Source organism: Sphingobacterium tabacisoli (assembly GCF_017908035.1).
GTDB lineage: Bacteria > Bacteroidota > Bacteroidia > Sphingobacteriales > Sphingobacteriaceae > Sphingobacterium > Sphingobacterium tabacisoli.
In genome coordinates this window covers 231,469-256,083 of the sequence record NZ_JAEQMU010000001.1, presented here as the reverse complement: position 1 = coordinate 256,083, position 24,615 = coordinate 231,469, and the positions used below count along the sequence as shown (strand labels likewise).

General features: G+C 41.1%; 22 protein-coding genes. 11 read left to right on the top strand and 11 right to left on the bottom strand.

Annotated features, from left to right (window positions below; genetic code table 11):
- Position 1 precedes the first annotated feature (1 nt).
- The 5 genes from JKG64_RS00965 to JKG64_RS00945 form a co-directional block, all read right to left on the bottom strand.
- Positions 2 to 1,021, bottom strand: coding sequence for a lysylphosphatidylglycerol synthase transmembrane domain-containing protein (locus JKG64_RS00965; RefSeq protein WP_210352470.1), 1,020 nt, complete (start codon positions 1,019 to 1,021; stop codon positions 2 to 4).
- Entirely contained in the window at positions 1,014 to 1,943 is a 930-nt protein-coding gene (locus tag JKG64_RS00960; protein ID WP_210352469.1) for a CDP-alcohol phosphatidyltransferase family protein, read from the bottom strand. The genes JKG64_RS00965 and JKG64_RS00960 overlap by 8 nt, the downstream gene beginning before the upstream one ends.
- Positions 1,944 to 1,945: 2 nt before the next feature.
- Positions 1,946 to 2,842, bottom strand: coding sequence for a hypothetical protein (locus JKG64_RS00955; protein WP_210352468.1), 897 nt, complete (start codon positions 2,840 to 2,842; stop codon positions 1,946 to 1,948).
- On the bottom strand, positions 2,832 to 3,545 hold the full coding sequence (locus JKG64_RS00950) for a nucleotidyltransferase family protein (RefSeq protein ID WP_246512447.1): 714 nt from the start codon (positions 3,543 to 3,545) through the stop codon (positions 2,832 to 2,834). The genes JKG64_RS00955 and JKG64_RS00950 overlap by 11 nt, the downstream gene beginning before the upstream one ends.
- Positions 3,546 to 3,648: 103 nt before the next feature.
- On the bottom strand, positions 3,649 to 4,977 hold the full coding sequence (locus JKG64_RS00945; RefSeq protein WP_210352466.1) for an inositol-3-phosphate synthase: 1,329 nt from the start codon (positions 4,975 to 4,977) through the stop codon (positions 3,649 to 3,651).
- 419 nt (positions 4,978 to 5,396) lie between these two features.
- Between JKG64_RS00945 and JKG64_RS00940 the strand changes: the two genes are divergently transcribed.
- A complete protein-coding gene (locus JKG64_RS00940; protein ID WP_210352465.1) occupies positions 5,397 to 6,686 on the top strand; it encodes a mandelate racemase/muconate lactonizing enzyme family protein in 1,290 nt (429 codons plus the stop codon).
- 253 nt (positions 6,687 to 6,939) lie between these two features.
- Here the strand turns inward: JKG64_RS00940 and JKG64_RS00935 are convergent, their stop codons facing one another.
- Positions 6,940 to 7,995, bottom strand: a complete 1,056-nt coding sequence (locus JKG64_RS00935) for an NAD(P)-dependent alcohol dehydrogenase (protein ID WP_210352464.1) — start codon at positions 7,993 to 7,995, stop codon at positions 6,940 to 6,942.
- 95 nt (positions 7,996 to 8,090) lie between these two features.
- Complete coding sequence (locus JKG64_RS00930; protein ID WP_210352463.1) at positions 8,091 to 8,513, bottom strand: hypothetical protein; 423 nt, start codon at positions 8,511 to 8,513, stop codon at positions 8,091 to 8,093.
- A 310-nt stretch (positions 8,514 to 8,823) separates the two neighbouring features.
- Here JKG64_RS00930 and JKG64_RS00925 point away from each other — a divergent pair, with 310 nt between their 5' ends.
- From JKG64_RS00925 to JKG64_RS00895, 7 genes are all read left to right on the top strand, one after another.
- A complete protein-coding gene (locus JKG64_RS00925) occupies positions 8,824 to 9,396 on the top strand; it encodes an RNA polymerase sigma-70 factor (protein WP_210352462.1) in 573 nt (190 codons plus the stop codon).
- 136 nt (positions 9,397 to 9,532) lie between these two features.
- The gene (locus JKG64_RS00920) at positions 9,533 to 10,672 is read left to right on the top strand and encodes a FecR family protein (protein ID WP_210352461.1); all 1,140 of its coding nucleotides are present in this window, start codon (positions 9,533 to 9,535) and stop codon (positions 10,670 to 10,672) included.
- Between the two features lie 280 nt (positions 10,673 to 10,952).
- Positions 10,953 to 14,522, top strand: a complete 3,570-nt coding sequence (locus tag JKG64_RS00915) for a SusC/RagA family TonB-linked outer membrane protein (protein WP_210352460.1) — start codon at positions 10,953 to 10,955, stop codon at positions 14,520 to 14,522.
- A gap of 11 nt (positions 14,523 to 14,533) precedes the next feature.
- Positions 14,534 to 15,961, top strand: a complete 1,428-nt coding sequence (locus JKG64_RS00910; protein ID WP_210352459.1) for a RagB/SusD family nutrient uptake outer membrane protein — start codon at positions 14,534 to 14,536, stop codon at positions 15,959 to 15,961.
- A 24-nt stretch (positions 15,962 to 15,985) separates the two neighbouring features.
- A complete protein-coding gene (locus JKG64_RS00905; RefSeq protein WP_210352458.1) occupies positions 15,986 to 17,125 on the top strand; it encodes a TlpA disulfide reductase family protein in 1,140 nt (379 codons plus the stop codon).
- A gap of 275 nt (positions 17,126 to 17,400) precedes the next feature.
- Complete coding sequence (locus JKG64_RS00900; protein WP_210352457.1) at positions 17,401 to 17,745, top strand: YciI family protein; 345 nt, start codon at positions 17,401 to 17,403, stop codon at positions 17,743 to 17,745.
- Positions 17,738 to 18,979 carry an RNA polymerase sigma factor gene (locus JKG64_RS00895; RefSeq protein WP_210352456.1) on the top strand — a complete coding sequence of 414 codons (1,242 nt, stop codon included), beginning with the start codon at positions 17,738 to 17,740 and terminating at the stop codon, positions 18,977 to 18,979. The genes JKG64_RS00900 and JKG64_RS00895 overlap by 8 nt, the downstream gene beginning before the upstream one ends.
- Positions 18,980 to 19,052: 73 nt before the next feature.
- Here the strand turns inward: JKG64_RS00895 and JKG64_RS00890 are convergent, their stop codons facing one another.
- The 4 genes from JKG64_RS00890 to JKG64_RS00875 form a co-directional block, all read right to left on the bottom strand.
- Entirely contained in the window at positions 19,053 to 20,030 is a 978-nt protein-coding gene (locus JKG64_RS00890; protein WP_210352455.1) for a helix-turn-helix transcriptional regulator, read from the bottom strand.
- A 92-nt stretch (positions 20,031 to 20,122) separates the two neighbouring features.
- Positions 20,123 to 20,929 carry a heme ABC transporter ATP-binding protein gene (locus tag JKG64_RS00885; protein ID WP_210352454.1) on the bottom strand — a complete coding sequence of 269 codons (807 nt, stop codon included), beginning with the start codon at positions 20,927 to 20,929 and terminating at the stop codon, positions 20,123 to 20,125.
- Positions 20,930 to 20,957: 28 nt separating this feature from the next.
- Entirely contained in the window at positions 20,958 to 21,998 is a 1,041-nt protein-coding gene (locus JKG64_RS00880) for a FecCD family ABC transporter permease (RefSeq protein ID WP_210352453.1), read from the bottom strand.
- A gap of 6 nt (positions 21,999 to 22,004) precedes the next feature.
- Complete coding sequence (locus JKG64_RS00875) at positions 22,005 to 22,850, bottom strand: heme/hemin ABC transporter substrate-binding protein (protein ID WP_210352452.1); 846 nt, start codon at positions 22,848 to 22,850, stop codon at positions 22,005 to 22,007.
- A gap of 137 nt (positions 22,851 to 22,987) precedes the next feature.
- Between JKG64_RS00875 and JKG64_RS00870 the strand changes: the two genes are divergently transcribed.
- The 3 genes from JKG64_RS00870 to JKG64_RS00860 all read left to right on the top strand — a co-directional run bounded on the left by JKG64_RS00870 (position 22,988) and on the right by JKG64_RS00860 (position 24,613).
- Positions 22,988 to 23,554 carry a biliverdin-producing heme oxygenase gene (locus JKG64_RS00870; RefSeq protein WP_210352451.1) on the top strand — a complete coding sequence of 189 codons (567 nt, stop codon included), beginning with the start codon at positions 22,988 to 22,990 and terminating at the stop codon, positions 23,552 to 23,554.
- A gap of 9 nt (positions 23,555 to 23,563) precedes the next feature.
- Positions 23,564 to 23,836, top strand: coding sequence for a transcriptional repressor (locus tag JKG64_RS00865; protein WP_210352450.1), 273 nt, complete (start codon positions 23,564 to 23,566; stop codon positions 23,834 to 23,836).
- Between the two features lie 72 nt (positions 23,837 to 23,908).
- Positions 23,909 to 24,613, top strand: coding sequence for an HmuY family protein (locus JKG64_RS00860; protein WP_210352449.1), 705 nt, complete (start codon positions 23,909 to 23,911; stop codon positions 24,611 to 24,613).
- The last annotated feature ends 2 nt before the right edge of the window (positions 24,614 to 24,615 follow it).

Genomic DNA, 24,615 nt, shown 5'->3' with positions numbered 1-24,615 from the left:
ATTAACTTTTAAATTCATCGGTATCTATATGCTTTTCATTAGTCTTACCCCATAACATCATTATCAAGCCAATTGCTATCCAAGCAAGCTCACGAATGCGCGTCACCAATCCAATAAAAATTCCTGCAGACGCAGCATATCCTACACTAGCCATTGCCATCGCCATTCCCCCTTCACGTGTACCGAGCTGCATCGGAAAGAAGAAAATAAGATTGGCAAAAAGCGATGAACCAGAACTCACCACCAGTGCTTCTATATACGTCATATCGAGCCCTAGTGCTATCGCAATAAAATAGATTTCGGCACAACCAACGATACGGGCAAAGAACTCCCATGCCAATGAGGAGTAGAATTTCGTTCTATGCTCACCGTATAATTCCTTAATATGATTATCAATATCGCGAAGCATCACTTCTTCCCGTTGCCCAAAAAGTCTAATTTTAGTTCCCAAGAGAGGAAGCCTTGACATACTTCGTATTAAACTCACAGCGACGCCTTTTTGATATACTCTATAGAACCACCAAGTCAAAAAAACAGCGAGTACAATGATAATAACACAAGTTCCTAAAACTAATGAACTACTTGGCACAAACCATAATATAAGTCCAACCGACAGTACCCAAAATGCCAAATGCGATAGAATATGCATCATGGTATATAGTAGCACCGAAGAGCCCGCTTTTGCCGATCCAACATATCGCTTCAGCTCCATGATACGATAAGGCTCCCCCCCTAGCGCCACAAATGGGGTAATATAATTAATGGCGTAACCGCTTACGATAAGTTGAAATATCTTGAGAAAAGGCATCTTGGTTTCTGGCTTAGTGCTCTCATAAATAATATCTCGAAAAGCAAATGCATTCATCAGATAAATCAACAGCCAGCTTAACATCACTGGAAGAAACCACCAACCAATTTGCTTCAGATTACTCCAGATATCCTCCAGCCCAATAGCATACACCATATAGACCAATACCCCAATACCCAGCGTAAAAAAAACAATCTTAGCGGCTTTACCCATACTTATTTTCTAATTCAATATTATACACAAAATACTTGCTTACTTCTTCCTGCCGTACAACCATATAGATAAGGATAGGTGTTAATATCAGAATATCGAATACAAAATATAACCATACCTGATCTATAAATAACCACAAGAACAAAAATATAACACGTGTATTGAACTGCACAATATTCGTATATTTCATCAAGGGCTTATTCATCTTTCTAAAATCCTGTATCAACTCGAGTGGAATCATATCTGGAAATCTGGAGTGTATCAGCTGTAATAATTTCTGTAGCTTGGGTGATAGGTTTTCCTGCATCCGTGTATAGCCCATATATCCATGGAGTACAATTTTTTGAAAAGTATCTTTCCTCCAACTCAACCTTTCAAACTCAACCAGCAAATCTTTACTATTATCAAGTTCACTACCTGACTCTCCCTTTATGAAATATAAATGTACATTCCTATAATAATCAGCCATTGCCGATTGAAATACGTGAGCAATTCCGGCCAGAACACCTGGTATCCAGATCCAAATACCCCATCCCTGGTCAATCAAACGTAAACACAATGCAATATGAATAGAAGCAAACCAAAAATCACCTGCAAACCCATCCAATATCCTTCCGAATCTACTTTTATTATCCGTCATTCGGGCCAGTTGCCCATCCGCAGAATCCAGTGAATTGGCAAATACCAGCAACAGCATACCAATAATGTTAATCCATATATCCTGATAATAAAATAAGACACCAGCCGCAACACCAAAAAATATACTAATGATGGTAACCACATTTGGTGTGATACCAAGCCTTGCACAGACTTTCGCAATACGAAATCCGATAGGTCGGTAAAACCAGATATCGATACGCTCTTCTGTATCGTTAGACTTAAGCGATTGCTCAAAATCTGTTTCTTGCTCTTTTTTAATCATCTCTATAAATTAGATTGGTCTTTAATCGTAGAACGCAATAGCGCCACCTCTTCTAACCTATCCGCAATAGCTCTAGCCCCTTCTGTACGGCATGGTGCAAAACTTGGCCAGTCATTGAGATCGATAATATGAAAACTACCATTAGCATTAATTATCGCATCACCTCCATATATTTCAACATTCAACACTGACGCTGCCCGATCTGCAGTTTCCTGTAACCTTCGCATGTCAAACGAATTATAAACAAGTTTGCCATTGATCTGTTCGTAGACAGCATATTTATGATGATTATGCTCGTAAGGGTAAAACCAATAAAAGAAATCCGTCCCCCTTACCCCATAAAACTTGACCAAGTCTCCCTGTAAATGTTCCGAAACCACTGCTTCTTCGATCTCTCGCAAAGCATATTCTTCGAGAATTCCCTGCGCCTCTTCGATAGAAGCTGCAAAAGAAACATCCTCTTTGTGGATTGCATGAAAATCACCTCGTTTCAACCATACTCCACCATTTCCAAGTTGTCCAAAAATAGTATCTATCGCTGTAGAAGTATTTATGACCACACTTTTAGGATAGGGAATATCTTGAGCTAGCAAAGCTTGAGTCATATTTTTCCTAAAACAGTTTTCCACTCCAAAAGCCGAATTCAAAACAATCTTACCTTCCACTTCTAGTTTCTGTAGTCGTAGTACTAGAGATTTACTACGTCCCATCGAAATAATCAATCCCTGTCTAACCGTCTCTTTGACTAGAAACTCATCTTCAGTACAGTGTTCAATCACAGTGCCTTTTGATTCGAGTATTCCACACACTATATTTAAAATAGCGGCGTCATTACCAATATGGTTTGGTGAGAAGCGGCTCTTTCTTGCTATAACTAAGATATCCATATTACTTGTCATTATGCAGCGTTAAAAAATGTTCGGCAGTAGCGATATCATCCACATGATCCACATCTACGACCTTACCAAATAGATGAGCCTTCACCATCAACTCGTTGTCGATTAAACTCCTTTGGTAATTACGCATTCGGCTATGCCCTTGAGCCACACTTTTCGTTACACAATCCATTGCCTGTCTTCTTAAGCCATATATACCAGCAGACACATAAGACAATCTTTCTGCATTCTCATCATAAAAACCCGATATCTCCATTGCATCATTAACTTTCACAAACAATGGACTTTCGTCATCCACAAAAGCAGTCACTCCCATATAGGCATCATACCTGCCGGATTCTCTAAAACACTCCAAATAAGTTTCAAAATCCGATTCATTGAACACCGTGTCTGTTGTAGTCACCACACAAGATTCCCATTCTGGATTAAGCCGTGTCAATGCGTATAGACTATGTAGCGAACTTGATGTATCTTCGATCGTAATACACACCGGAATACCAAATTCTGTTGTACGTAAAAAATCAGCTAACTCTTGAGATGTACTATTAACCAAGATATGTACCCGAGTAGCTCCTTGATTAGCGAAAATTCGAATCAAACGCTCAATCATAGGTGTTCCACATAATGGTACCATTGGTTTAGGAAGCTTGACACCTTCCTCTTTTAGTCGAGCCCCCTCACCGGCAGCTATGATTGCAAACTCCATTTTCACATCCTTAATTTACCTTAAAACCTCGAAATAAGACTACAGGATCTAAAAAGATACCTGTAGCCAAAACAAACAAAACACTATATACAACTAAAAGAAACTATTGAATCGTTTCGATAAGCTCCTGATAATAATCCAATCCTAAATGTGTTATCATATCTTCTCCCATAATATGTCTCAATGTATTTTGCAGCTTCATCAGCTGTTTAAATATATCATGTTCAGCAGGCAAACCTCGAGCAGTTTGAGGTGCCTTTAAGTAGAACGATAACCACTCTTGTACCCCATGCATATCGGCACGTTGTGCCAGGTCAATAAACAACGCTAAGTCGAGTACAATCGGCGCCGCTAGAATAGAGTCACGACACAAAAAGTTGATTTTGATCTGCATTTTATATCCCAACCAGCCGAAAATATCAATATTATCCCAAGATTCTTTATTATCGCCATGAGGAGGGTAATAGTTGATTCTAATCTTATGATATAGATCCCCATATAGTTCAGGGTTCTTCTCTCCGTTCAGAATTTCTTCAAGAACAGATAATTTAGAAACTTCCTTTGTTTTAAAATTGTCCGGATTATCTAAGACTAATCCGTCTCTATTGCCCAAAATATTAGTGGAGAACCATCCTTCAACCCCCAATGCCCTAGCATGTAAACCTGGAGCAACAATAGTTTTCATCAATGTCTGTCCAGTCTTGAAATCCTTACCAGCGATAGCAACTCCCTCCTCATGTGCCAGTTCAACAATAGCAGGTACATCACAGGTCAGATTTGGAGCACCATTAACATACGGAACGCCTTCTTTCAATGCGGCGTAGCAATATACCATACTTGGAGGGATCTGTTGATCATTTCTATCAAATGCCTCTTCCAGTTTCGCCAGACTAGAGAAAGCGTCCCCAGATTCCATGTATTTTTCCGTTGATCCGCACCATACAATTACGATACGATCTAGATCATTATTCTTCTTAAAGTCGCGAATATCCTGACGAACAGCCTCTACAAGTTCGCGACGTGTAGATTCACTTTTGATATGTGTTCCATCTAAATTCTTAACGAAATCTCGATCGAATACCGCTTTCATAGGCTTGATACCCTCAAGAACATCCCTTACACTGTCTAATTGTGACTGCTCTAATACCTTAGCCACTGAAGCGGCCTCGTAGACATTGTCTGCATATACATCCCAGCCTCCGAATACGATATCTTCCAATTTGGCCAATGGCACGAAATCTTTGATCAATGGATTTCTATCTTCCGTGCGCTTTCCTAATCGAATACGGCTCAATTGCGAAACCGAGCCAATGGGCTGTGCCAAACCCTTATTGATCGACGCAACACCAGCAATAACTGTAGTCGCTACAGCCCCTAGACCAGGCATTAGAATTCCTAATTTCCCGGATGCATTTCTTACGTTATTTCCCATTTTCTTTGAATAATTATGTTAGGCTGATTAAATAATCTGTCAGCTTTTATGAAATACAATATTAAGTTTTAGACTTTAATAGTAAAATAGTCAAATAATCAAAAACAGAAATATGACATATTTATTATAAATCAAAAAATATATAAAACACTAACAATCAACTAAAACAACAACTAGTTAAGAATAAAAACATCACTTAGAATACTTTTATTTTCTTCGCGTAAGATTTAAGTATTCACTCTTCAATCCTAAAAAACAAACTAGTCTTGCCTACATGCAAAAGTTCATATCTCTAATTCCGATCTAGAATACGACTGCCAATACATTAAGTTTTAATGGAGTCAATACCGTATCCTAACTATGGAAACTAATTTTTAAATTGCACTAACATTCAAAAACCTATAGATTAAACCAAAAACATGAAGGAGATAGAAATTACAGGAATAGATTCTAATTTTCAACGCGAAGAATTAAAACATTTTTTTGGTTTTAAAGGAGGGTATTTAACTGAGCTATGGCAAAACATCGTTCATATTACAAGTAAAAATGGTTTTGATTCTATCGGTATGGCAACGCAAAGTGTACTCTATGGAGACTCAAACCTATTTGCCTCCACTTCCGAATCCAATGGCAATGCATTAATGTTTGTAACGACCAATAGAGCGCTGAAAGCAATAAACGGGAGCAAATTTGAAACCCCAATTGCATTGTTAGACCAGATCATTCCACAGCTATATCATGAAGCCAAAGAAATAACAGGTATCAACCAACTTAACATCAATTTCCTTTACAATGCACTATCAAGTATAGATAATGCCCTATGGCTGCTTTATGCTGCTGAAAACTCCTTATCTACTTTCTATGACATGATCCCTTTTCCCTATAAATCCGCCCTATCCCATCAGAATAAAAAAATTGCCATCATGTTCCAGATTCCTTACAACATGCCGATAAGCGATATTGTCAAAGCTGCAGAAGAAGGCTACTTTGTTTTTAAAATTAAGACAGGCTTCCCCGGTTCTCCCGAAGAAATGTTAAGAAAGGACATCAATAGACTGACCGAAATTCACCAAGCATTAAATACCAAAAATACGTCCCAAACACCCACGGGCAAGTTATACTATACTATGGACGCCAATGGTCGCTATCCCGACAAAGAAATGCTCTTCAAATACCTAGACCATGCCCGTGCCATTGGTGCCTTTGAACACATCCTTCTATACGAAGAACCTTTCGTTGAGCACAACACAGAAAACGTATCCGATATGGGAATCCTGATTGCAGCAGACGAAAGTATCCATACCGAAAAGGATGCTTATGCAAAGCTTAACTTGGGTTATGGTGCATTTGTCTTAAAAGGAATAGCAAAGACCTTGAGTTCAACAATGAAAATTGCTAATATCGCATATCAACATCAAATTCCATGTATATGCTCTGACCTCACCGTCAATCCAATATTGGTCGAGTGGAACAAAAATGTAGCAGCTGCTGTAGCACCTTTCCCAGGCCTCGAAATGGGAATAATCGAGACCAATGGCGATATGAACTACAAAAACTGGACGGCAATGAAATCACGGCATCCCTACCCTCAAGCTAAATGGGCAAATGCAATAAATGGAGCATTTGAACTAGATGGACATTACTTCGAAAACGGAGGAGGAATATTTGACGTCCCGTCATACTATAGAAACTTCTTTAAACAGAAATAGTAAAACTTTCATGATTCCATTGAATCATCAACAGCAGTCTACTGATCCTGGTGCTCGCAGGAGAGCTTCAGAATACCAATACAAAAAGCAAATCATCATGAAAAAAGTTCTTGATGCCCATTAAACCGAACGAAGAGAGCTCATTGATCCCTTGGAATATAGAATCGAATCCATAATACATATACTTTCAGAAAAAAAAAGTGAAGCAATAGATCCATTACTTCACTTCCGATTATCAAAAACCGATATCTCATTAATCTTTCAAACTGCCCATATCAATTACAAAACGATACTTTACATCACTTTTTAACAGACGTTCATAGGCTGTATTAATATCTTCCATACGGATCAGTTCAATATCAGATGTGATATTGTGCTTTCCGCAGAAATCGAGCATTTCCTGCGTTTCGGCAATCCCCCCAATCAGCGACCCGGAAAAACTCTTTCGTCCTGGGATAAGACTAAATGCCGCCACAGGCAATGGATGTTCTGGCGCCCCCACTAATGTAAGCTGTCCATCTCGCTTTAGTAACCTTAAATAGGCGTTGATATCATGTTGTGCCGAAACACAATCTAGAATAAAATGTAGCGTTCCTGCATTTTTCCTCATCTGCTCCTCATCGGTAGACAGTATAATCTCATCTGCTCCTAAGCGCAAAGCATCTTCTTTTTTGGAAGCGGACGTTGTTATCACAACAACATAGGCCCCCATTGCTTTTGCCAACTTGACACCCATATGTCCCAACCCACCGATTCCTACGATTCCGACCCTTTGTCCAGGGCCTACATTCCAATGTCGTAAAGGAGAGTAAGTGGTAATGCCAGCACATAAAAGCGGGGCTGTGGCTGCGAGATCTAGGTTAGTAGGTACCTTTAATACAAAATCCTCGTCAACCACAACACGTTCTGAATATCCGCCCATGGTATGCGTTCCCAGATATTTGTCGGGCGAATCGTAGGTACCTGTCATCCCATTTTCACAATACTGCTCCACCCCATCCTTACAACTCTCACAATGGCGACAACTATCTACCATACAGCCTACACCTACTAAATCACCAACTTTAAACTTTGTTACAGCACCACCTATTTTAGTGATACATCCCACAATCTCGTGCCCTGGTACACTTGGATAGGAAGTCCCTCCCCATTCGTTTCTTGCCGTATGTAAATCAGAGTGGCAGACACCACAATATAGAACATCGATTTCCACATCCTTGGCGGTTACTTCTCTACGTTGGATGCTCATTGGTTTTAAATCGGCTTCTGGTGCTTCCGTACCAAATGCCCTTGTTGAAAATGTATTCATAGTCATGACTGTGCTAAAGTATATAATCAAATTTAAGACAAAAACACCATAACCACTTTATCCAAAAAATATTTTAATCCTATTTTACGGAATATTTACTGTTTGACTTTTACCAGATGATGGATATTCTTATAACCATTGGGATCATCAAAGTCATGTGCCAACACATCATACATCAACAATTGTCCATCTTTTCGCTGTAGCAAGTACAATTCATTAGCTGAATCCTCTTTATGGGTCAAGAAAAGCCTACCATCCTCCACATACAGATAATAGCCCTTTATCAACTTCCTATCTTTCTGCTTATTCGTAGCTTTTCCGTTTTTTTGGATTTGCCAAATATTTTCACCAGTTTCATAATGATCTGTCCGTACTGTAGGTTTATCATTTTCTTCCGGAATCTGTTGTATCCATTTGACCACTGTCCATCCTCCTACAACATCTTCTATTTTCTCTTGGGCCTGCCCCATCAATACTCCTCCCATAAAGAGCAGCATACATAAAAATCTTGTTTTCATATCTTATAAATTGTCTTTTGTAATACCTTTCTAGGCTGGATTTATTCCCAAAATTAAAGACTATAAAACACCAAAGGAAGTGGCTTATCGTACTCTGCGGACACTATCAATTCTAAAGCACTCAACGACTGACAATTAAAACCAGACCAAACTGTTACAACTACCTATCAACTACCCTTTCTTATCTCCTACACTTACGCCAAGGCTTCTTGCAAAACAATTCCCATCATAAAAAACAATATACTTTAGACAATTTATATCAAATTTTATCTATAATTGTCAGGACGAAGACCAACTTGAGCTTTAAAAGATGACTTGTTATAGCGACTTTTCTGACAAACACCTTTTCACCCTACTCATCCAGGGCGACGAGAGTGCTTTTTCCGAGATGTATCACCGTTATAAGGAAGCTCTTTATTTTCATGCTAATCGATCACTCAGTGACCATGATGAAGCCCGTGATATGGTACAAGAGGTGTTCGCTTCTCTCTGGGCCAAACGGAAATCCCTACCTGTCCCAGATTCGGTTGATGCTTATCTCTATGGAGCTATCCGAAATAGAATCTTGAATTTTATAGCCCATCAAAAAGTGGTCGACAGGTACATTGGTTCTATCGATACATTTTTAAGTTTTACAACCAGCACCACCGATCACCCCCTACGTCACAAAGAGCTCGAGGGACTGCTGTTACGGGAGATCGAGCGACTGCCCAAAAAGATGAAGACGGTATTCGAAATGAGTCGCAAACAAGGGATGACGTACAAACAGATTGCGACAGAGCTCAATATATCCGATCAATCGGTCAAAAAACAGATGCAAAGAGCAATCCGGATCCTTCGTCTCAAAATCAAACTCAGCCTGTTCCTGTCCCTATTCTGGTAGGATGACCTTCCATGGTGAGGCCTTTCACCAAGAAAACGATTATTTTAAATTTTATTGTCCCCCTACCTCCCGGTTGCCTGTCTAACGACTATAAGGCGAACGAGCGGACTACTTATCATCAATTTTATAAACACTAATGAAACGAACGACAGGCAAGGAACTACTGAAAAAGCTCAAAGAAGGTACAATCACGACTGAAGAGCGTACCCTTTTGGATGCTTGGTATGATCAGTATATAGCGCATGCAAAGCCCCTCGAAGATATACGTGTATTTGTCAATGATATGAAAAAATTGGATGAAGCTTTTCCATTTAGGGAACCAGCAGCGCCAACAGCTTTTTATAAGCGGCCTTTATTCCGTATCGCCGCAGCTGCCGCTATCATACTCCTATTCTTGGGTGTTTACCTCCTCAGACAGCAGACGACACATAGCGACCAACAGCAGTTAACGCAAAGCAAAGTTGTACCAGGCAGCCAGGGAGCTACACTTACGCTTGGCAACGGCCACAAAATCAATCTCAATAACCTCGAGAACGGAGATATCCAGCAGCAGGCTGGTATCCATATCAGCAAATCTAACGATGGTCAATTGACTTATACCATCGCCGAATCAGAGCTGCGTAACGAAATCCATACCCTAAGCACCGCAAAGGGCGAAACCTATGCAGTCATTCTCCCGGACAAAAGCAAAGTATGGCTGAATGCAGGTTCGAGTCTTACTTACAATACAGCTCCGGTCCACGAAGGGCAGCGCAAGGTGACACTGCAGGGCGAAGCATACTTCGAAGTCTCCAAGGATAGCCAGCATCCATTTATCGTCATCAGTGACAACCAGCAGGTACGGGTGCTCGGTACATCTTTTAATATCAACGCCTACCAGGAAGAATCGACCGTAACGACCACCCTTTTGGAAGGTGCAGTACAACTCTCTACGAACTATGGAGACGCCGTGTATACCAAAGTCCTGGCTCCCGATCAGCAGGCAACAGTCCGGCAGGGCAAGATCCATATTCAAAAGATAGTCGCGAGCGACGCCATTGCCTGGAAAGAAGGTTACTTCCTGTTCGATAGTGAAAACCTGGAAAATGTTATGCATAAAATAGCACGATGGTACAATGTCAGCGTGATCTACGACAATCCATCACTCAAAAAAGAAACCATGTTGGGTACCATCAGCCGATACGAACAGCTATCCAAAGTACTCGATATCATCGAGCGGACAGGTATCGCACACTTTGAAATCAAAGGGCGTGAGATTCACGTCAAGAACAAATAAAAATTGATAACTAACTTATTTTTTAACATATAACCTATACGAGATGAGCAGAAAAAACACCGACAGCTAAGCGCTATAGATCAAAAAAAGACTTCGACTGGAGTCGAAGCCTTCTTGATCTGATTTCAAACAATTGACTAACAATTATTTTTCAACCTGGTACTGTAACTCATTTTCGCGATTGACCACAGCACCATAAAAGACTACGTAAATGTATAAAATTTATACTAGAATCCGCTGTTTGCTTCCATCAGGCTACAGCCTTAAATTTTTATTAATTATGAAATTAACAGTTTTCATATTGATCCTATGTCAACTGCAACTGAGTGCTAACAGCTTTGGCCAACAGCTTACATTAACTGGGAAGAACATCAGTATGGGCCGGGTATTTGTCGAAATCAGAAAACAAACCGGTTACGATGTCCTGATGAAAAACACCGCTTTCAACAAATCTACCGTTACTGTAAATTTCAAGAACGCAGCAGTGAGCGAGGTCATGGAAGAATTACTGAAGGATACGCCTTTTGGATATCGCATCATCGACAAGACCATTACCGTAGAAGCCTCCCCCACCACACCGGCAGATACCTTTGCCCTGCAGTCCACGATTGACGTACGCGGCAGAATCACTGACGAGAACGGCAAGCCCCTACCCGATGCTACTATTACCGTCATAGAGAGCGGTGCTTCTGCCAGTACCGATCAGAACGGTTATTTCATTCTTAAAAATGTACGTAAAGAGCATAACATCGCTATCAGCTATGTAGGTTATAAAACACATCGCACAACGGCCAACACAAATATAGGTACGGTTATATTAAAGCCGGCAGTGGATCAACTCGAAGAGATCAAGGTGGTCAATACGGGGTACCAAACCATTTCCAAAGAACGCAGTACGGGATCCTATGCTAAGCCCAATATGGCTATCTTGGAAAACCGTACTGGAAGCATGAACATCCTGCAGCGTCTTGACGGTCTTATTCCCGGACTTACAGTAAATAATTCACCGAGTGCTGCGCAAAATCCGTTCCTAATAAGGGGACTATCTACCATTGGTATCAGCGATCCCAATGGACAGGGGTACATCGGTACCAATAGAAACCCACTATTTGTCGTCGACGGCATCCCTATCGATGATGTATCGAGTATCAATCCACAGGATGTAGCCGATATCACAGTGCTCAAAGATGCTACCGCGGCTTCGATATGGGGAGCAAGAGCTTCCAATGGTGTGATTGTAATCACGACCAAAAAAGGAACACCTGGCGATCGACTGAAAGTCAACTACAGTGCTTTTATGAACTTTCAGGGCAAGCCCGATTTGAATTATATTCCGACCTTAAATAGCAAACAATTTATTCAGGCAGCTATCGAAACTTTCGATCCCATCAATTATCCCTGGGAGGAAGTTTACCCTTATCTATTTGGTAGTGCCGGTATAGCTCCTCATCAACGTATACAGTATGATCTAGCCAATGGATTAATCTCTGCCGAGCAGGCAAAACATGGGCTAGACAGTTTATCCAATATAGACAACAGACAACAGATTAAAGATCTATTCTACCGTAATGCATCTTTAATGAACCACTCGGTATCCCTTTCTGGTGGCAGTACCAACTATTCGTTCTATGGATCGGCAGCCTATACCAAGGCTACGAGCAATCAGCCTGGCGAGAAAGACAACAACTACAAGGTCAACCTCAGACAGGATTTTCAATTGGGCAAACACATCCGATTAAACCTGATTACCGACCTTACTAACGGTATAAACAGCAGCAAAAGAAATGCCAGCGTCAATCCTAATTTCTACCCTTATCAACTGTTCAGAGATGCCTTTGGTCGCAATCTCTCTATGCCTTATATGATGGATCTGAGCGAAGAAATGCGTCAAGAATTTCAAGATCTCAGTCTTATCGACCTCAACTACAATCCACTGGATGAGTTTGATTACGGGCACAGCAAAAACAACAACTTCCTAAGCCGCAATGTACTTGGGCTTAACATCAAACTTATCGATGGTTTAGCATTTGAAGGAACCTACGGCTATACCAAAGGTAATGCAAAAATGGAAAGCTATGACGATACCAAAAGTTATATGGTACGTAACGAATTGGTACAGTTTACCGTCGCCCCCAATGGAGGTTCTACACCAACCTACTACCTTCCTAAGAACGGAGGCCGCTATAGCCTGACCAATCAGAATCAACAGAGCTGGACAGTGCGCAACCAATTGAGCTATAATAAAAACTGGCAGGCTGATACCCATCAACTGACACTACTTGTTGGCCAAGAGGTACAAGAGCAGCTCTATACCACCAACCGTAGCACCGTAAGAGGCTATAATGAGCGTCTGCAAACCTTTGGAGCAGTCGATTATAATACGCTCGGAGAATTTGGCGTAGACAACCCCATTATGCCTAATTACTGGGATAGCAGCTTACTCAACAATGATGCTTTTAATCAAACCGAACGGTTATCCAGATTTATATCTTACTACGCCAATACCGCGTACACCTACCATAGGAAATATGCCATCAATGGAAGTTTCCGTATCGACAGGAGCAATCTATTTGGTCTGGACAAATCAGCCCAAAACAGACCGGTATGGAGCATCGGTGGGAAATGGTTATTAAGTAAAGAAGATTTCATGCCTAAGAAAGACTGGCTACAGGATTTAGCGCTGCGCGCCACTTTCGGATTGACCGGTAATTCTCCTGAACCAGGGACAGCGGCATCAAAGGATATCCTTAGCACCGTACAAAGTGGCTTTCTTCCCGGACGAACAGGCTTGACCATCGCGACGCCATCCAATACCAAGCTAACCTGGGAAAGCACCAAAAACATCAACATTGGTCTAGATTTCGGTCTATTTAACAACCGTATATCTGGTTCCCTAGACCTATATCGCAAACGGACAAGCGATATGCTAGGTGTCATGCCGACCAACACCTTCAGTGGCTATCCTAACATCATCGGAAACCTTGGTGATATGGAAAATAAAGGTATCGAACTGGGATTAAACACGATTAATCTTAAAAACGATGCTTTCACCTGGAATACGATCTTCAATATAGCATACAACAAGAACCAGATTCCAAAACTGAACTTAGCCACCTACGACAACAGCAGTATGCAACGTATATGGCAAAACTATGTAGCTGGATTTCCTGCTTTTGCATTATTTGCTTACAATTTTGTAGGTCTTGATGAACTGGGCGATCCTAAAATCCTTCTTGCCGACGGAACCGAGACCAAAGCACCCAATAGTGCCTTGCAAGAAGATGTGTTCTATCAGGGCACCTTTCAACCCGTTTGGAGCGGTGGTATGACTAACGTTTTCCATTACAAAAATTTCAGTCTAAGTGCCGCTGTAATTTTCAATCTAGGTCATGTGATGCGTAAGGATGTCAATCAAACATATACCAATAGATTACATCACTCGAGCGCCCTTCGTGAGGGATTGACCACAGGCAATCTCCACGCCGATTTTGCACAGCGCTGGCAAAAACCTGGGGATGAGCGTTACACCGATATTCCCTCGTATGTTTCTAACTCTTCGCTCAGCTACACCCGTCGTGATTTCCAATACTATACCCTGGCAGATATCAATGTGGTCAGTGCATCTTACATCAAACTCCGCGATATCACGTTGGCGTACGATTTACCGGTTTCGTTGCTCAACAGCATTCGTACAGATCGTATTACCTTACGAGCTCAAGTATCCAACCTTATGCTTTGGAAAGCCAATAAAAATAATATCGATCCAGAATATATGGATACCTCCCAAGGTATACGCAGTATGCGTATGCACCAAGGCACTATTTCATTTGGTGCAAATGTCAAATTCTAAGGTAAACAGTTATGAAAACAACCTATAAAACAATATTACTGACAGGATTAGTTCTTTTTCTGGCATCCTGTCAAAAAGATTTCCTAGAGGTTACCCCTAAAGGACGTTTAGTGGCCGATGAGGTTGCTGATTATGATCTATTGTTAAATAATCTAGAACTCATCAGTATCAATGCCAGTGCACAAGTTGTCATGGGCGACGAAATCGCTGCCATTCAACCCTATTTCGATGGAGGCCGTCTGAAAAATCAGCGACTTTTTCGCTGGGACGCGATAGTTTATGAGCCATCTGAAAATGCTTCAGAGCTTGAAACACCCATTAAAAATATCTATGTCTATAACAAGATCATCAATGAGCTTCCCGAAGCTACGAATGGTACAGAAAAACAGAAAGCGTCTTTACAGGCCGAGGCCAGAGCCGGCAGAGCCTGGACTTACTTTCTATTGATCAATCTTTTTGGAAAACCTTATCATGCGACTACATCCGCTACAGATCTCGGTTTTCCAATACTGGAAAGCGCTGATGTCACCGCCAACACGTTTACGAGAGCATCGGTCAAAGAAGTATATGATTTTATTATCAAAGACCTGGTTCAGGCAATTCCCAATCTTCCAGCAACACCATCGCACCGCGTACGGATGTCGAAGATTGCCGCCGAAGGATTATTGGGCAAGGTATATCTCTTCATGGGAAACCCAGAGGAAGCCCTAAAGCACCTGAATAACGCATTGACTGGACTAAGCAATTCTACTGTTCCACTCGCTCTATATGATTATAACAAAACCTTTGGTCCGGGCGGTGAGTTTTTACCAATAACCTCTTTTGGCCCCAACTATCCATTTGTACCTAACATCAAAGAGAGTATATATGCAAAACAAACCTATTGGCCGGCATCATCTAATGACCTGGTCCTAGATAAAAGGACAGTAAATCTTTTTGATCCAACAGACCTACGTCTGAACTTCTATTCATCCAATGCTTATTACGGACCAGCTTATCCCTCTGGATTTCTTCGAAGAACCGGCCCAAGTAATATTCAAATGGGAGTAATCGTTCCCGATCTCTACCTGTTACGTGCCGAATGTAAAGCTAGACTTAATGATCTACAGGGAGCTAAAGAAGACGTAGAATTCTTACGCAAGCACAGAATGCCTATAGCCCTAGCTCCAGTTTCAAGTCCCATTGCAGATACGCAGTTATCATTGGTTAATTTTATTCTAGAAGAACGTGTCCGCGAATTTGCGCTTAGTGGATACCGTTGGTTCGATATGAGACGACTGTCCGTTGACCCATTATTCAAAGATCAGAAATACACCCACACCTTATATTCAGCAACAGGCTCCCCTATAGATACCTATACACTCAAAGCTGAACGTCTCACACTTCGCTTTCCTCAGAAAGTAATGGACGAAAATCCTGAAATGCAGAATAATCAATAGTAATTTAAATCTAAAAACAAAAAAATGAACCATAAAATAGCCCTTATCCTATTCTCTCTCTCTTTTCTCTCCACTCAGGCGCAAGAAAGCTTCACCATAAAAGGTAAACTCAACGGCAACCATGAAGGTAAAATAGTACGCTTAAGCTACCCTAATCCAGCAGGTTTAAAAGATCCCATTCAGGATTCTACCTTCGTCAAGAATGGCTCCTTCTTCTTCACAGGAAAAACCGAAAAAGATATGACCCGTGCAAAAATCGTGATGAGCGTCGTAGGTCAGGAGATAGATCCTTCGGATTATACCAGATACTACGAAAGAGACCAACAAGATTTTATTCTCCAAAACACAGCTTTTGTGGTCAATGGAAAAAATATTAGGCAAGCAAAGATAAAGGGAAGTGAAGCGCAGAACGATAACAATGTGCTACAAGCTCAACTCAGACCATTAGACGAAGAAATGCGTCCTCTATCCCAGCAGATGATACAATATGGTCGGGAGAATAACGAAACAGCACGCGAAGCACTCTTCCCCAAATTAAGAAAGATTGCGGAAGAAAAATCCAAAGTTACGGAGGCTTTTCTTATCAAACATCCAGATTCATATGTAAGCCTATTTATCCTCAACGATGGTGGTGGAACACAAAACGCTAGTCTTGACGAACGATATGAAGCACTCAGTGAGCGGGTAAAAAGCTCAGACTTAGGTCAGGAAATGGCGGCACGTCTTAAAGCAACGCATGCCGTAGAGATCGGCAATCAAGCAGTAGACTTCATAATGGATGATATCAAAGGAAATCCTATTGCACTCTCCTCTCTCCGGGGCAAATATGTATTTCTCGACTTCTGGGCTTCATGGTGTGGCCCCTGTAGATCCGAAAACCCTCACCTGATTAAAGCCTATGAAAAGCTAAAAGGCGATAACTTTGAAATCATTGCCGTGTCACTAGACAATAAAAAAGACCATTGGTTGAAAGCAATTAAGGATGACAATCTGCCCTGGATTCATGTTAGCGACCTAAAAGGAACAAACAATGAAGCAGCTTTAAAATATGGAGTAACTGGTATTCCTCAAAACTTCCTCATTAGTCCAGATGGTACTATTCTAGGGATAGGTTTTAGAGGCGAGAATATTCTCGAGAAATTAATGGAATATATTAAGGAATAGTCTGTAATGCACTATCCCGAATCAATATCCTATTAGACATAACAAAAAGAGGTTGGACGCATAAGTCCAGCCTCTTCTTTATTCCTACAAATCCTTTCAGGCGACATACCCAACGTCAGCTATAATTTTTCACAGGACAAGCTCCAATTCAGTATATTTGTTAGAGACAACTGCTCCATCATAAGGGTAGCGCATACTTTTTAAAAAAGTAAAAAATAACTGTCCCCCTTTTTGAATCTCGATCGTCATTAGGGCAAACATTAAAATTAAATAAAATGAAAGAATTTGCATTAATTTTCAGATTGAAAGACATTTCTGACTTCAGACCTACACCCGAACAGATGCAGGAAAGAATGAACTGGCTGGCCGGCATTGCATCGCAAAATATGCTCGTGGACAAAGGCAATACCCTCTTACCGTTCGCTGGGAGCGCAAAACATGTACAGGCTGATCATAGTATCACTGACGGCGCCTATACAGAGATCAAGGAATTCATCAGTGGTTACATCGTTATAAAAGCAGATAACATTGACCAAGCTGTGGAAATAGCGAAAGCCAATCCCATTTTTAAACAAGTAGGTGGTAGCATTGAAGTGAGAGAAGTGTTACAACGTGACTAATCAACGGGCACATATCGAACTTATTCCCCATCTATTCCGACAGGAATACGCTAAAATGACGGCCGTTCTGTGTCGTCATTTTGGTCTACAACACGTCGAAATAGCCGAAGACATTGCTAGCGATACCTTTTTAAAAGCTTCTGAACATTGGGCAATCCACGGGATCCCTCAAAACCCGACTGCTTGGCTTTATACAGTTGCCAAAAACAAGACTAAGGATTACTTTAAAAGACTAGCCTTATTTGAAACGAAAGTAACAAACGAACAAAGTGTAGACATACAGCAAGAAATTGATTTCGACTTGGATAGCCAGCTTATTTCCGACAGCCAACTAGCGATGATCTTTGCGGTCTGTAATCCCGCAAATCCGGATGAAGCACAGATTTGCCTGGCCTTACAGATTCTTTGCGGTTTTAGCATTGAAGAAATTGCCAGCGCCTTTCTAGCAAAACCAGAAACAATCAAAAAGCGGTTGCAACGCGCAAGAACCAATCTTCGCAAGGATGATTTTCAGATTAAATCGCTGAGCGAGTCAGAAATAACACAGCGGTTGGATACGGTTCTAAAAACGTTGTATCTGCTATTTAACGAAGGCTATTTTTCAAAAAGTAATAATCAGCTGATCCGTAAAGACCTCTGTTCTGAGGCGATGCGGCTTACCTTATTACTCACTGAACATGCTGAAACCGATCAACCACAGGTAAGCGCACTTCTTGCCCTAATGTGCTTTCAAAGCTCACGATTAGATGCCAGGATGGATGACAAAGGCGAAGCTATCCTATTTGATGAACAAGATAAAAGCCTTTGGGATACGTCACTTATCGAACGGGGAAACTACTATCTCGTAAATGCCTGTATCGGAAATTCGATTTCAAAATATCACCTGGAAGCTGGTATTGCATACTGGCATACTACTCCTACGGATCAAGACAAATGGGAGCATATCCTAAAACTCTACAATCAACTTATCCTGATCGAATACTCACCCGTCACGGCATTAAATCGGACTTTTGCCTATGCACAAGTATTTGGATACCCTAAAGCCATCTGCGAAGCCGAAAAACTCAACCTCGTCGACAACAATTATTATCACGAACTATTAGGTTTTCTTTATACAGAAACCGATACGGACAAAGCTATAGCACACTATACTGAGGCTATTGAGCTGAGCAAGTCCAAAATTGGGAAAAGAACACTTTTAAAGAAAATCGAACAACTTCGAAAAACACCATAATTAAATATAATCTCGCATCTTTCCGGAGAGCAGTACTTCACTATAGCAATTATTACCACAAGCGTACACATCATTACATCTTCAATTCGCTGGGGGGCACACCGAAATACTTCTTAAACGCGATACTGAAATTATTTTGGTGAGAAAACCCGACCAATGAAGTCACTTCACTAATAGACATCTGCTCATCAAGCAAAAGCCTACGGGCTTTTTCCATGCGTAGTCTAGTTATGAAATCATATACCGTAATCCCAAAGTATTCTTTAAATCCTCTCCTTAACTTAAATTCATTAAGGCCGACCTCACGGGAGAGATCCTTCTGTGTAGGGGGCGAGGCATAACGCAACTTTAGCACCTCACGGGCCTGTTCTAGTTTAAAGATATCATCTCCTTTTATCAGTTCCTGCTCCTGCCCATTACCTCCTAATTGTTCCAGTTGGTACATAAGAAGTTCCAGAATACGTGCCTCTGTATGCATACGTTTTAATTCCCCCGTCTGGCGGCAGTTTATCATATCATCGATTACACGACGCATTTCCAAAGTCACAAAAAAATCTTCCGAAGCGAACGAAGTATAATTCCCTAACTCTATTTCACGTACAAAATCCTCGTGTAGAATGGAATGCCGATCAATCAGATTGAAATAATAATCCTTACTCAGCACAATTAAAAAATACATGTAATCAATACCTTCTTTAATTTCATGTTCGCTACTCGTCGTAGGAATATATCGGATGTTATGACGGCTCCGACCGTAGAGTGCATTAGACTTTCCTTTCAGCGGTTCGGTTGCCTTTTTATAGAAAATAAACTGACTGGTTATAGTCTCGCCATTCACTTCTGTATAGATATTTCTAGGCTCGTCAAAACACATCTCAGAATACATCAGGAATAAGCCGCCAGAAGTTAGCTGTTTATTTTTCAAAAAAATGGTATTCTCATCGACCATAATATCCTGCTCCGCCAAATGATAATTTGGCACATAAGCATCTGGCACATTCTCTTCAAATAGCCATCCTGAAAGCCCATCGATACGTGATTTGATTAGCATATTTAACACTCCATTCAATCTATACAAAGATACATTTAAAATTAATTATTTAAAATCATTCTAAACAACAATCACCCCTTATATTGCCTCCCTTACATCATTCCGAAACTGCATCCACTCACATCTACCGTCTTTGGGACGATATACGTATGTAGCGTTTTAGGGTTCACCACCACTTCCACATCTATACCAAAAATGGTATAGATATTTCTCGAATTGATTACCTCCGAAGGTGTTCCGTCCATCAATTTTCTACCGTTCTTCATCAATAATAAGCGGTCTGCATACTGTGCTGCAAGATTGATATCGTGTAGCACTGCAACTATCATCCACCCGCGATCTGCCAATGCACGAGCCAACGCCAATGTATGATGTTGAAACCTGATATCCATAGCAGATATAGGTTCGTCCAAGAGCAGAAGACAGTTAGGCTGCTTCCATAACTGAGCCAATACACGCGCTAGGTGCACCCTTTGCTTTTCACCACCCGACAGACTTAAGATAGAGCGTTGTTCCAGATGATCCACACCACACAAACTCATCGTCTCTTGCACCACCAGAAGATCCTCTTTTTTTGGATTACTGTTATAATGTGGATAACGTCCCATCATAACAATTTCAGCCACTGTAAAATCTGCGGACACATGATGATGCTGTGCCATAGTAGCACGCATTTTAGCTAAAGAAAGTGGAGAATAAGACTTTAGATCTGTCCCAAATAAGCTGATCTTACCCTCCGATAGGGACTGTTCTGCATTTAGCATCTTAATCAATGTAGATTTTCCAGCCCCATTTGCCCCTAAAAGAGCAACCATTTCTCCTGGTTGAATTACAAAATTGATCCCCTTGAGGATACTATGTTTTTTGATCGAGTATGTTAGATTTTCTGCAACAAGCATTTTTTAAAATAAAGGTAGAAAACCACTTTTAGACAATTATTTTCTTTTTGTCCCGAATTAATATGTATAAGAATAACGGTGTTCCCAATAACGCGGTCACCACACCTATCGGAATTTCCGATGGCATCGCTATCGTCCTTGCAATGAGATCTGCGATCGTCAATATCACCGCCCCTAGCAGTGCCGAGGCTGGCATTACATACCTATTATCTGCTCCTCCCAACATACGTACTGCATGAGGCACCAATAATCCCACAAAACCTATTATTCCCGCCACTGATACAGCGGCTCCCACAGCCATCGTGGCCAAAACAATGACCCGTACCTTGATTCTATTCGGGCGCTGTCCAAGCTGCTGAGCCTCCTGCTCACCCAACGAAAATGCATTCAGACTTTTTGCCATCAGCGGTAATCCAAGCAAAGCAGCGACAACAAAAGGTAAGAGCGTCCATACGGCATCCCAAGTAGCGCCTCCCAGGCTACCCAACATCCAAAATGTAATCGACCGCAACTGCTGTTCATCGGACAGAAAAGAGACCAATCCCGTCAATGAACCTGCTAGCGCGTTTATAGCTACCCCTGCCAACAGCATGGTGCCAATATGGGGTTTCCCTTCATAAAGCGAAATTCTATACACCAACCAAGTCGCCACACCCGCCCCCGTAAATGCGCCAACAGCTAATAGATAATGGCCAAAAAGCTGTCCCAAAGTTGCAAACAAAACTGCTTCAAAAGCAATGATAGAAGCCGCTACCAAAGATGCTCCTGCTGATATACCGATCAATCCCGGTTCAGCCAAAGGATTTCGGAATATCGACTGAATCGCAGCCCCGCTGATCCCCAGAGCGGCTCCTACCAATATCCCTAATAAGGTACGTGGCCAGCGTACCAGATCAATTACATTACTATAGAGCTCATCAGCTGGCACCTCTAGACACAGACCAAATTTCTGCATCATATTTAGGTATACTTCCCCCAAGGGAATAAAAAAAGCTCCTAGGCTAAGCGAAGCCAGTGTTGCTACTAGTAGTAACGCCGCTAACAATATATATATGACCTTCTTCTTCACCGGAATTTATTTTAAAATAGACAATTGAGCACTCAACTCTTTTATAGCCTGAGGCAGGCGCGTAGAAAAATTAATCAACAAAGGACCATCCATAGAAATTACCTGCTTATTCTTTCCTGCATTCGTCAACGCAACCCCTGGCATATTTAGTACAGCTTGCTTGCCACCTATACTACTGACACCAAAATCGAACAAAAGCAAAACATCGGGATTTGCCCGAATCAATGCTTCTGTCGTGTAGGGTTTAAAATCACTGAATTCCTGAACCGCATTACTTCCCCCAGCTAGATTGATTATTGCATCAATATGGCTACCCTTACCAGCAACACTCATCAACCCCACTCCACGTGCATAAATAAAAAGTACCCTTGGCTTTTTTCCACCAGCCTTTTTAACCGATGCCAATGCCTGGTTCATATCCTGTTGCAATCGTGCGACCAACGTATTGCCTGCTTCTTTAGCATCCACAGCCGTAGCGACATCTTTGATAAATCGCTCCGCGCCTTTGGCCGAATACTCTTGATCTATTGTGACGACCTTTACTCCCAATCGCTTGAGCTTTGTTTCCACAGCGTAGCTAAGCTCTTTAGGAGCTGTAAGCACCATATCTGGCTTAAAAGATAACAACCCTTCCAACGAGAAAGTCCTATCCCGACTTGCTCTGGGCTTCTGTTTTATAGCTGACGGAAACTCGCTTGTCACATCCACTGCGACGATGCTTCCTCCCTTTCCTAGCGCGTACACCGTCTCACTCAAGGCGCTACTCAACGTAATAACACGGTGTTGCGCCATCACTTTTTGGTTCACAAAAAAGGCTATCCCTATACAAATTAAAGTCGTTAGCTGTTTCATAATGATGCAAAGGAATAATTAAAAACAAGCAAAAACAAGTTTTTATATAGACTGATTAAAAATAATACGGATTGCATATAAAGTAATACGGATGGCATATAGCGAGTACAACAAGTCTTGCTCATTTTTGTATCATTATGGTAAGTATAAAAATTAAAGAGGCTACAAAACAAGCCCATCAAGAATTAGAAAAGACTGTTGTCCTTCAACTTAAGAACGTACGCAATCCGTCTGACTATGCTGAAGTCTTAAAGAACTTCTACGCTTATTTCAATGCTATAGAAAGAGCTATAGCACCATTTATCAATACCGATACTCTTCCGGATATCGCCGATAGACGAAATTCCTCCTATTTAAAAAAGGATATTGAAGAATTAGGTTCGGATATTCAAACATTACCTTTGGCAATCCCTCCTACAATCACAAACATACCGCAAGCTTTTGGTGCTTTATATGTATTAGAAGGATCGATCATGGGAGGGCCTTACATCGTACAGATGCTTCAAAAATACGGCATGGATAAAGGCTTTCATTTCTTTTCAGGGTATGGCGCAGATAGTGGAAAAATGTGGACAGCCTTTACCGAAGTCTTGAATCAGGTTCCAAAAACAGAAGAAGAGGAAGACAGTATGGTAAGCACAGCAAACGAAACATTCGAAAAATTCGGACAAGTCTTTGCGAGCTCAGCTATCGCCAATTCTTAATTTCCAATAATGGAACAGACTAAAGCAACTATACTGACAATGTTGACTGATCAAGGTTATATGATCAGTCAGCAACGTCGTATCATCATCGAAACACTTTGCAACATTCAGTGCATAGGCAGTGTCGAAGACTTTTGGGTGACCATCCGAGCACGTCACCATGTAAGCTGGGCCACAGTACATAAAACCGTGCGTTTATTGGAGCATTTAGGCTGTATCGTTCGTACAAAAGTATATAACCGTCACCAACAATATACCCTCGCCATTCCTACCGCAGGCTAAAAATTCAGATTGAATATAAAATAATACGGATTGCATATAACTATTTCAAAACAAAATAAACACTTTTGCATCATGTTATTTAGAATTGGTTTAAATAAACTCTTTGCATTAACGGCTCTTTTAATAGCAACAGGTTGTAGCAAAGACAACGCATCGCCTTCTTTAGAAGATGGTAAGAGCACAATTATATACGATTTAGCGGGAGATACCAAAGCTTCTATTGCCAACGGCATCGATGGAAAGGAAAAACGTCCTTTCTATACCTTTTTGTACAACCTCCAACAAAAGAAACAAATTTGGATTCGCAGTAAAGAGGATTCTCTTCGTTGGTTTAAAACCGACGAATGGGATTTAGCATTTTCTGGCAACTATAATGGTGATATACAAATCAACAACAAAAAGTATAATGGGACTCCCGGGTATGATGGTAACATAGACAATACAGCAATCATTATGCTTAATCAGTCCTATAACGCCGTTGATACTGCACCTGCCGACAGCGATTTTGACAAAAGCAACATCAGTTCCATTGGCTGGGCTACGGACAATACTTCTCCAGGTTGGTACAGTTACGATGTCAACACACATATTATGAAACCCTATCCCAACCGCACCTATGTCTTACGGTTATCTACTGGAAAATATGCCAAGTTACAAATCATGAGCGCCTACAAGGGCAATCCTCCAGCTGTAACTGACCTTTATTGGCCTGCACCCTATTTTACTTTCAAATACTTTATTCAACAGGATGGGAGTCGTAATCTAAGTACAAAATAAAT

Excerpts from the sequence above, each read along its gene's own strand:
- JKG64_RS00965 (WP_210352470.1), bottom strand. The coding sequence starts at position 1,021 with ATGGGTAAAGCCGCTAAGATTGTTTTTTTTACGCTGGGTATTGGGGTA.
- JKG64_RS00955 (WP_210352468.1), bottom strand. The coding sequence starts at position 2,842 with ATGACAAGTAATATGGATATCTTAGTTATAGCAAGAAAGAGCCGCTTC.
- JKG64_RS00905 (WP_210352458.1), top strand. The coding sequence starts at position 15,986 with ATGAACCATAAAATAGCCCTTATCCTATTCTCTCTCTCTTTTCTCTCC.
- JKG64_RS00940 (WP_210352465.1), top strand. The coding sequence starts at position 5,397 with ATGAAGGAGATAGAAATTACAGGAATAGATTCTAATTTTCAACGCGAA.
- JKG64_RS00930 (WP_210352463.1), bottom strand. The coding sequence starts at position 8,513 with ATGAAAACAAGATTTTTATGTATGCTGCTCTTTATGGGAGGAGTATTG.
- JKG64_RS00910 (WP_210352459.1), top strand. The coding sequence starts at position 14,534 with ATGAAAACAACCTATAAAACAATATTACTGACAGGATTAGTTCTTTTT.
- JKG64_RS00925 (WP_210352462.1), top strand. The coding sequence starts at position 8,824 with ATGACTTGTTATAGCGACTTTTCTGACAAACACCTTTTCACCCTACTC.
- JKG64_RS00865 (WP_210352450.1), top strand. The coding sequence starts at position 23,564 with ATGGAACAGACTAAAGCAACTATACTGACAATGTTGACTGATCAAGGT.
- JKG64_RS00860 (WP_210352449.1), top strand. The coding sequence starts at position 23,909 with ATGTTATTTAGAATTGGTTTAAATAAACTCTTTGCATTAACGGCTCTT.
- JKG64_RS00960 (WP_210352469.1), bottom strand. The coding sequence starts at position 1,943 with ATGATTAAAAAAGAGCAAGAAACAGATTTTGAGCAATCGCTTAAGTCT.
- JKG64_RS00900 (WP_210352457.1), top strand. The coding sequence starts at position 17,401 with ATGAAAGAATTTGCATTAATTTTCAGATTGAAAGACATTTCTGACTTC.
- JKG64_RS00875 (WP_210352452.1), bottom strand. The coding sequence starts at position 22,850 with ATGAAACAGCTAACGACTTTAATTTGTATAGGGATAGCCTTTTTTGTG.
- JKG64_RS00890 (WP_210352455.1), bottom strand. The coding sequence starts at position 20,030 with ATGCTAATCAAATCACGTATCGATGGGCTTTCAGGATGGCTATTTGAA.
- JKG64_RS00920 (WP_210352461.1), top strand. The coding sequence starts at position 9,533 with ATGAAACGAACGACAGGCAAGGAACTACTGAAAAAGCTCAAAGAAGGT.
- JKG64_RS00950 (WP_246512447.1), bottom strand. The coding sequence starts at position 3,545 with ATGGAGTTTGCAATCATAGCTGCCGGTGAGGGGGCTCGACTAAAAGAG.
- JKG64_RS00885 (WP_210352454.1), bottom strand. The coding sequence starts at position 20,929 with ATGCTTGTTGCAGAAAATCTAACATACTCGATCAAAAAACATAGTATC.
- JKG64_RS00945 (WP_210352466.1), bottom strand. The coding sequence starts at position 4,977 with ATGGGAAATAACGTAAGAAATGCATCCGGGAAATTAGGAATTCTAATG.
- JKG64_RS00915 (WP_210352460.1), top strand. The coding sequence starts at position 10,953 with ATGAAATTAACAGTTTTCATATTGATCCTATGTCAACTGCAACTGAGT.
- JKG64_RS00870 (WP_210352451.1), top strand. The coding sequence starts at position 22,988 with ATGGTAAGTATAAAAATTAAAGAGGCTACAAAACAAGCCCATCAAGAA.
- JKG64_RS00935 (WP_210352464.1), bottom strand. The coding sequence starts at position 7,995 with ATGAATACATTTTCAACAAGGGCATTTGGTACGGAAGCACCAGAAGCC.